Consider the following 7,086-nt stretch of genomic DNA (forward strand, 5'->3'; position numbering starts at 1 on the left):
AGGACAATCATGAAACTATCCGTCAAATTGCTCGCGTCGGCCGGTCTGCTTTCGCTCGCCCTCGCCTCGTCCCCCGCCTTTGCCGCCGCGGATGAAAAGCTGCGCGCGGCCGCCGAGCAGGCCCAGCCGGCCGTGATCGAGAGCCTGCACGACATGGTGCTGATCGAGTCGGGCTCCAGCGATGTCGAAGGCCTGAAGAAGATGGCCGACTACACCGAAGCACGGTTGAAGGCGCTCGGCGCCAAGACCGAACGGCGCAAGACCACGAAGGGCGCCGGCGCCGACATGGTGATCGGCACCTTCGAGGGCACCGGCAGCAGGAAGCTGATGCTGATCGCACATATGGACACGGTCTATGAGCACGGCATCCTCGACACCCAGCCCTATAAGGTCGACGGCAACAGGATCTACGGGCCCGGCATTGCCGACGACAAGGGCGGCATCGCCGTCATCCTGCATTCGCTGAAGATCCTGAACGATGCGGGCTGGCGCGACTACGCCAAACTCACGGTGTCGTTCAATCCGGATGAAGAGGTCGGCTCGATCGGCTCCGGCGAAATCATCGCTGAGCTCGCCGACCAGCACGATGTGGTGCTGTCGTGCGAGCCGACGGTTGCACCACCGGTGGCCAAGAATGAAAGCCTGCTGCTCGGCGCCAGCGGCACCGCCACCGGCACGATGGACGTGAAGGGCAAGGCCTCGCATGCCGGCGCCGCACCGCAGTTCGGCCGCAACGCGTTGATCGAGCTGGCGCATCAATTGCTGCAGACCCAGGACGTTGCGAAATCCATCCCGGGCACGCAGCTGAACTGGACCACCGCGAAAGCCGGCACTGTGCGCAACCAGATCCCCGATCACGCCAGCGCCGGCGCCGACATCCGCCTCACCATTCCGGACGGCGTGCAGAAGCTTCAGGCCGCGCTCGACGAGAAAGTGAAGAACAGGCTGATCCCCGACACCGAGGTGACCGTGAAGGTCGCCGCAGGCCGCCCACCCTTCGTGGCAAACGATCGCGGCCGCGCGCTCGCCAAGCAGGGACAGGCGATCTACGCCGAGCTCGACCGCACGCTGGATATCGCGGAAATGACCGGCGGCGCGACCGATGCCGGCTACGCCGCGCGCAGCGGCAAGGCCATCGTGGTCGAAAGCTTCGGCCTCGCCGGCTGGGGCTATCACGCCCGCGACGAATACATCGACACCAACTCGATCGTGCCGCGGCTCTATCTGATGACGCGGATCCTGATGGAGCTGGGCAAGGCGAAGTAGCGGGTCGCAATCACGTTCGGCGATAGATTCGAGCTGCTGAGATAGCGAAACTCATTTCGGCGCCAGCATCCTGGGCCACCCCTCTCCCCACCCTCTCCCACAAGGGGAGAGGGAGCCTGACCGATGTGCTCGCCTCACCAGTTGGCGCTGCACCTCCCGAACCCCGTTCCGGCGATATCCGCAGCTCTCTCCGTTCCCTCCCCCCTTGTGGGGGAGGGTTAGGGAGGGGGGTGCCGCGTGCTCCGTTGACCAATTAAAGCTGACTGTTCGCCGCAACCGACGCGATAACGACGGTCAGAACCTCGAGAGAAACGTAGAATTCCCAATGAGTTAACGCCGCCGGAAACTCCCGCCTTGACCGCTCCTGCCGCTCGCAGTAGTTTTCTGTTCGAACACGGAATTCCGTATTCCAATTTGGACGGATGGCATGATCCCGTTGGACCCGCTTCCGAACCTGATCGACCAGGTCTACGGGCGATTGCTCGAAGCGATCATCGACCGCACGCTGCTGCCTGGCCAGCGCATCACCCAGAACGAACTTGCCGATCGGCTCGGCGTCTCGCGCCAGCCGATCTCGCACGCGCTGCATTTGTTGCATCGCCAGGGCCTTGTCGCGGAGAGCGGCAAGCGCGGCTTCGAGGTGACGCAGCTCGATCCGCAGCGCATCCGCGAGCTCTATGAAGTGCGCGGCGCCATCGATGCGCTGGCGGCACGGCTTGCCGCGACGCGTGTGAAAGAGGATTCCGCGGCACGTGCGCAGCTCGAAGGCGCGCTCGAAGCCGGGCGCGCGATCGACGACGATGCGCCGCTGGCGCGCCTGATCGCACTCGACGTCGACTTCCACAGTGCGATCTATCGGCTGGCCGGCAATACCGCGATCGAGGAAATGATCGCGCCGCAATGGCCGCACATGCGCCGCTCGATGGCGACCGTGCTCGCCGAGCTCGATTACCGCGACAGCGCCTGGACCGAACACGAGGCCATCGCCGCGCATATTTTCTCCGGCAACGCCTCAGCCGCGGAAGCCGCCGCGTTGGCCCATGCGCAGACGGCGGGGCAGATGACCGAAGAGAAGCTGAGGGCGATCGACGTGGCGGCGTGAGCAGGACCGTCACGGCGCCAAGAACGAAAACCAATAATCAAAGGAGGAAAGCACCATGAAACTGACCCAAGAGCAGGTCGAATTCTTTCATCGCGAAGGCTGGCTGTTCCTGCCCGAGCTGTTCAGCCAGGAAGAGGTCGATTTCCTCGCCCGCGAGGCGGTCGCGATCTATGACGCCAACCGCCCCGAGGTGTGGCGCGAGAAGAGCGGCGCGCCGCGCACGGCCTTCGCCGCGCATCTCTACAACGAGGCGTTCGGCCTCCTCGGCGCGCATCCGCGCATGATCGACCCCATCGAGCAGCTGTTCGGTGAGAAGGTCTACATGCACCAGTTCAAGATCAACGCGAAGGCGGCCTTCACCGGCGACGTCTGGCAGTGGCACCAGGACTACGGCACCTGGAAGCGCGACGACGGCATGCCGGAGCCGCGCGCGATGAACATCGCGATCTTCCTCGACGAGGTGTTGCCGATCAACGGCCCGCTGATGCTGGTGCCGCAGAGCCAAACTGCCGGCGACCTCAAGGCCTCGCACGATCTCGAAACCACGTCCTATCCGCTGTGGACGCTGGACGAGGAGACGGTCACCCGGCTCGTGAAGCAGGGCGGCATCGTCGCGCCGACCGGCAAGCCCGGCGGCATGCTGATGTTCCACGGCAATCTGGTGCACGGATCGAGCGGCAACATCACGCCCTATCCGCGCAAGATCGTCTATTTGACGCTCAACGCGGTCTCGAACTACATCCGCACCCCGACGCGGCCCGACTACATCGCGCACCGCGACTTCACGCCGATCCAGACGGTTGCCGACGACGCGCTGCTGCGGCTCGCCCGTGCGCCGCGGCAGGCGGCGGAGTAGACACACTCGTGCCCCGGACGCAGCGCAGCGCGCAGCGATGCGCTGCTGAGCCGGGGCCTACACACTTGTTCAACTTCCTCCATGGGTCCCGGCTCTGCGGAGCAGCACTTCGTGCCGCACCGCGTCCGGGACACGGCAATAATCCCGGACACCCATCATGAACCTGCATCACCTCCTCAAAACCCGCGCCGCTGCCGGCAAGCCGGTTCGCGTCGTCCTGATCGGCGCCGGAAAATTCGGCTCGATGTTCCTGTCGCAGGTGCCGCATACGCCGGGGCTCGAGGTGCCTGTCATCGTCGATCTCGACCGCGACCGCGCACGCGAGGCGTGCCGCACCGTCGGCTGGGACGATGCACGGATCAATGCGACCACCTTCACCGACGACGGCGCGCGGGCGATCGCAGGTGGCGCGTTCGATGTGGTGGTGGAAGCCACCGGCAATCCCGCGGTCGGCATTCGCCATGCCCGCGCGGCGATATCAGCCGGCAAGCATGTCGTGATGGTCAATGTCGAGGCCGATGTGCTGGCGGGCCCGCTGCTCGCCGAAGAGGCACGCAAGGCCGGCGTGGTCTATTCGCTCGCCTATGGCGACCAGCCGGCACTGACCGCGGAAATGGTCGATTGGGCGCGCGCGACGGGATTCCACGTCGTCGCTGCCGGCAAGGGCACGAAATATTTGCCGGCCTATCACGACGTGACGCCGGAAGGCGTGTGGCAGCATTACGGGCTCACACCAGGCGAAGCGCAATCCGCCGGCATGAACCCGCAGATGTTCAACTCCTTCCTCGACGGCACCAAATCCGCGATCGAGATGGCGGCGATCGCCAATGCCTGCACGCTTGACGTGCCGTCGGAGGGCTTGCTGTTTCCGCCCTGCGGCGTCGACGACCTGCCGCATGTGATGCGGCCGCGCGAGAAGGGCGGCGTGCTGGAGAAATCCGGCATCGTCGAGGTGGTGTCGTCGCTGGAGCGCGACGGCCGTCCGGTATTCCGCGATCTGCGGTGGGGCGTCTATGTGGTGCTGGAGGCGCCGAACGATTATGCCGCCGATTGCTTCAAGCAGTACGGCCTCAAGACCGACGCGTCCGGCCGCTATGCGGCGATGTACAAGCCGTATCATCTGATCGGGCTCGAGCTGAATATTTCAGTTCTCTCGGCGGCGCTGCGCAACGAGCCGACCGGACAGCCGCGTGGCTTCCGCGGCGACGTCGCAGCGGTGGCGAAACGCAATCTGCGTGCCGGCGAGATGCTCGACGGCGAAGGTGGCTACACGGTATGGGGCAAGCTGATGCCCGCCTCCGCCAGCCTCGCCGCCGGCGCATTGCCGATCGGACTTGCGCATCGCGTCAAGCTGAAGAAAGACATCGCCCATGGCGCTGTCGTGCGCTGGAGCGACGTCGAGGTCGACGAGGGCAACGACACCATCAAGACGCGCAAGGCGATGGAGAAGGCGTTTTCGCGGTAGCGCGCGATCGAACCGACAGGCTTCTTTCACCTCTCCCCGCGCTTTGCGGGGAGAGGTCGGATCGCATCGCCAGATGCGATCCGGGTGAGGGGCGAGGCGCGGTGCTCGACAAGCAGCAAGGTGCTCGCCGGATAGAGGCCCCTCACCCCAACCCTCTCCCCGCAAGAGCGGGGCGAGGGAGCGGATAGAGCGGTGCTCACACGACTAGGGCAACAACCGCCTCGTCTTCGCCAGCTTGAACCATTTGCGGAACATCGTTTCCGTATCCATCATCTCGGTGAAGCCGGCCTGGTTGATCTTCACCGTCGACACGATCGATGGCGGACCGGATTCGGTCTGCCCGTAGCGCATGCTGTAATCGGCATATTGGAACGACAGGCCGACGAACTCCTCCAAGCCGGGTGCGATCAGATCGTGCTTCCTGCGCAGCTCGTCCCACGGCGCGATCCATTTCGGATATTCCTGCGCCAGCGACAGCGGCACATGCCGGCCCGGCGCCATCTCGAGCGCATCCGATACCGCGGGCCAGATATTTTCCCAGGTGAAGACATCGCCATTGGTGACGTTGAAAGCTTCATTGCGTGCGGTCTCCGCCTCGCCCGACCAGGCGATCGCGCGCGCCAGGAGATCGACGTCGATCGCCTGCGCGACGCGCGGCGCGCCGCCGGGATAATCCAGCGGCCTGCCCTGTGCGCGCAGCACCGCCGCATAGACGCCGAGCGGCGGGATCAAATCCATCGCACCGCCCATGGCTTCGCCGATGATCAGCACCGGACGCAGGATGCTCCAGTGCCAACTCTTGCCGCGTTGCAGCTCACGCAGGAAATTCTCCTGCGCCCAATAGAAATTCGGCTGCTCGTACATTTCCGAGCGGCCCTCGCGCGCCGGCACCGTGAGCGGCCGGACATGCACACCATAGGCCTTGGTGCCCTGCAGCAGCGCGACGTGCTTGAGGTCAGGCGCGACGGGCTCGAGCACGCCCATCAGGTTGCGCAGCATCCGGTCGTTGGTTTCGATCTGCCCGGCATCGCGCCAGCCATCGACCAGGCTCGGCGCTTCATAAAGCGCGGCATAGATCAGGTGCGTTGCGCCGGCGAGCTCGGCCGCGGCGCGGCGGCAATCCTCGGCGCTGGTGAGGTCGATTCGCACATGCTGCGCGCCGTAGAGATCGCGCGGCTTGCGCCGCGACAGCGCGATGCGCTCGCACTCGCCGGATGCGCCGAAGTGTCGCAAGGCGGCGTTGCCCACGAGGCCGGTCGCGCCGGCGACCACGACTTTCTTGTTGGCCATATCCTTGAACTCCCATCAACTCACCTGCCGTCGTAGCAGATCGCAGCCCGGCCGACAGGTATCGGATGAGACCAGCAACGCCAATTTCCCTTCGCAGCTGCAACCAAGGCGGGCGCTTGATTTCCTCCGGCAAACCATCATCCTGACCGGTGGAACCGAAGGCTCGGATTTCCACACGCAAGAGCCCGTCGAGGGCCATCGGACACATTCATCACAGCAACGTCGATCGATCGGCGAAGAAAGACGGCATCAAGATCGTTCCCCTTGTCGAGGCATCGGCACACAGGAGGGATACGCATGAAGCGTCGTGATTTCTTGAGGGCAGGCGGCGTCGGGCTGGCTGCGACGGCGGTCGCTGCGCCCGCGGTCGCGCAATCGATGCCGGAGGTCAGGTGGCGGCTCGCGGCAAGCTGGCCGAAGGCGCTCGATACGCTCTATGGCGGCTGTGAATTCTTCTGCAAGCGCGTCGCCGAAATCACCGACAACCGCTTCCAGATCCAGTCCTTCGCCGCCGGCGAGATCGTGCCGGGCCTGCAGGTGCTGGACGCCGTCTCCAACGGCACGGTCGAGATGGGCAACACCGCGCTGTATTATTACTGGGGCAAGAATCCCGCCTTCACTTTCGGCACGGCACTGCCATTCGGCCTCAACACGCGCCAGCATATTTCCTGGCTGCAATGGGGCGGCGGCAGCGAGCTGATCAACAACCTGCTCAGCGAGTACAACTGCGTCGGCATTCCGACCGGGTCGACCGGCGCCCAGATGGGCGGCTGGTTCCGGAAGGAGATCAAGTCGATGGCGGATCTGCAGGGGCTGAAATTCCGCGTCGGCGGCTTCGCCGGCACCATCATCGCCAAGGTCGGCGGCGTGCCGCAGCAGATCGCCGGCGGCGACATCTATCCGGCGTTGGAGAAAGGCACCATCGATGCCGCCGAATGGGTCGGGCCGTATGACGACGAGAAGCTCGGCTTCGTCAAGGTCGCGAAATTCTACTACTACCCCGGCTGGTGGGAAGGCACCGGCCAGGGCCACAATGTGCTGAACAAGGACAAGTGGAACGCGCTGCCGAAGCATTATCAGGCTGCGGTCCAGGCCGCCTCCGAAGAC

General features: G+C 64.9%; 6 protein-coding genes (1 of these 6 only partly in view). 5 read left to right on the top strand and 1 reads right to left on the bottom strand.

Annotated elements, in window-relative coordinates; translation table 11 throughout:
- The first annotated feature begins 9 nt into the window (after positions 1-9).
- From ACOIX3_RS36985 to ACOIX3_RS37000, 4 genes are all read left to right on the top strand, one after another.
- Complete coding sequence (locus ACOIX3_RS36985) at positions 10-1,266, top strand: M20/M25/M40 family metallo-hydrolase (protein WP_420966919.1); 1,257 nt, start codon at positions 10-12, stop codon at positions 1,264-1,266.
- A gap of 427 nt (positions 1,267-1,693) precedes the next feature.
- Positions 1,694-2,368, top strand: a complete 675-nt coding sequence (locus ACOIX3_RS36990; RefSeq protein ID WP_420966920.1) for a GntR family transcriptional regulator — start codon at positions 1,694-1,696, stop codon at positions 2,366-2,368.
- A 55-nt stretch (positions 2,369-2,423) separates the two neighbouring features.
- Positions 2,424-3,224, top strand: a complete 801-nt coding sequence (locus ACOIX3_RS36995; RefSeq protein ID WP_420966921.1) for a phytanoyl-CoA dioxygenase family protein — start codon at positions 2,424-2,426, stop codon at positions 3,222-3,224.
- Between the two features lie 157 nt (positions 3,225-3,381).
- Positions 3,382-4,689, top strand: a complete 1,308-nt coding sequence (locus ACOIX3_RS37000) for an NAD(P)H-dependent oxidoreductase (protein WP_420966922.1) — start codon at positions 3,382-3,384, stop codon at positions 4,687-4,689.
- A 204-nt stretch (positions 4,690-4,893) separates the two neighbouring features.
- Here the strand turns inward: ACOIX3_RS37000 and ACOIX3_RS37005 are convergent, their stop codons facing one another.
- Positions 4,894-5,979 (bottom strand): NAD-dependent epimerase/dehydratase family protein, encoded by a 1,086-nt coding sequence (locus ACOIX3_RS37005; RefSeq protein ID WP_420966923.1) that lies wholly within the window; start codon positions 5,977-5,979, stop codon positions 4,894-4,896.
- A 297-nt stretch (positions 5,980-6,276) separates the two neighbouring features.
- Here ACOIX3_RS37005 and ACOIX3_RS37010 point away from each other — a divergent pair, with 297 nt between their 5' ends.
- Positions 6,277-7,086, top strand: the 5' portion of a protein-coding gene (locus ACOIX3_RS37010; RefSeq protein WP_420966924.1) for a TRAP transporter substrate-binding protein. Its footprint extends 279 nt past the window's final position; only the first 810 of its 1,089 coding nucleotides appear in the window; it begins with the start codon at positions 6,277-6,279; its stop codon lies off the right edge, out of view.

This window comes from Bradyrhizobium sp. B120 (genome assembly GCF_049075665.1).
In the GTDB taxonomy this organism is placed as follows: domain Bacteria; phylum Pseudomonadota; class Alphaproteobacteria; order Rhizobiales; family Xanthobacteraceae; genus Bradyrhizobium.

Excerpts from the sequence above, each read along its gene's own strand:
- ACOIX3_RS36985 (WP_420966919.1), top strand. The coding sequence starts at position 10 with ATGAAACTATCCGTCAAATTGCTCGCGTCGGCCGGTCTGCTTTCGCTC.
- ACOIX3_RS36990 (WP_420966920.1), top strand. The coding sequence starts at position 1,694 with ATGATCCCGTTGGACCCGCTTCCGAACCTGATCGACCAGGTCTACGGG.
- ACOIX3_RS36995 (WP_420966921.1), top strand. The coding sequence starts at position 2,424 with ATGAAACTGACCCAAGAGCAGGTCGAATTCTTTCATCGCGAAGGCTGG.
- ACOIX3_RS37000 (WP_420966922.1), top strand. The coding sequence starts at position 3,382 with ATGAACCTGCATCACCTCCTCAAAACCCGCGCCGCTGCCGGCAAGCCG.
- ACOIX3_RS37005 (WP_420966923.1), bottom strand. The coding sequence starts at position 5,979 with ATGGCCAACAAGAAAGTCGTGGTCGCCGGCGCGACCGGCCTCGTGGGC.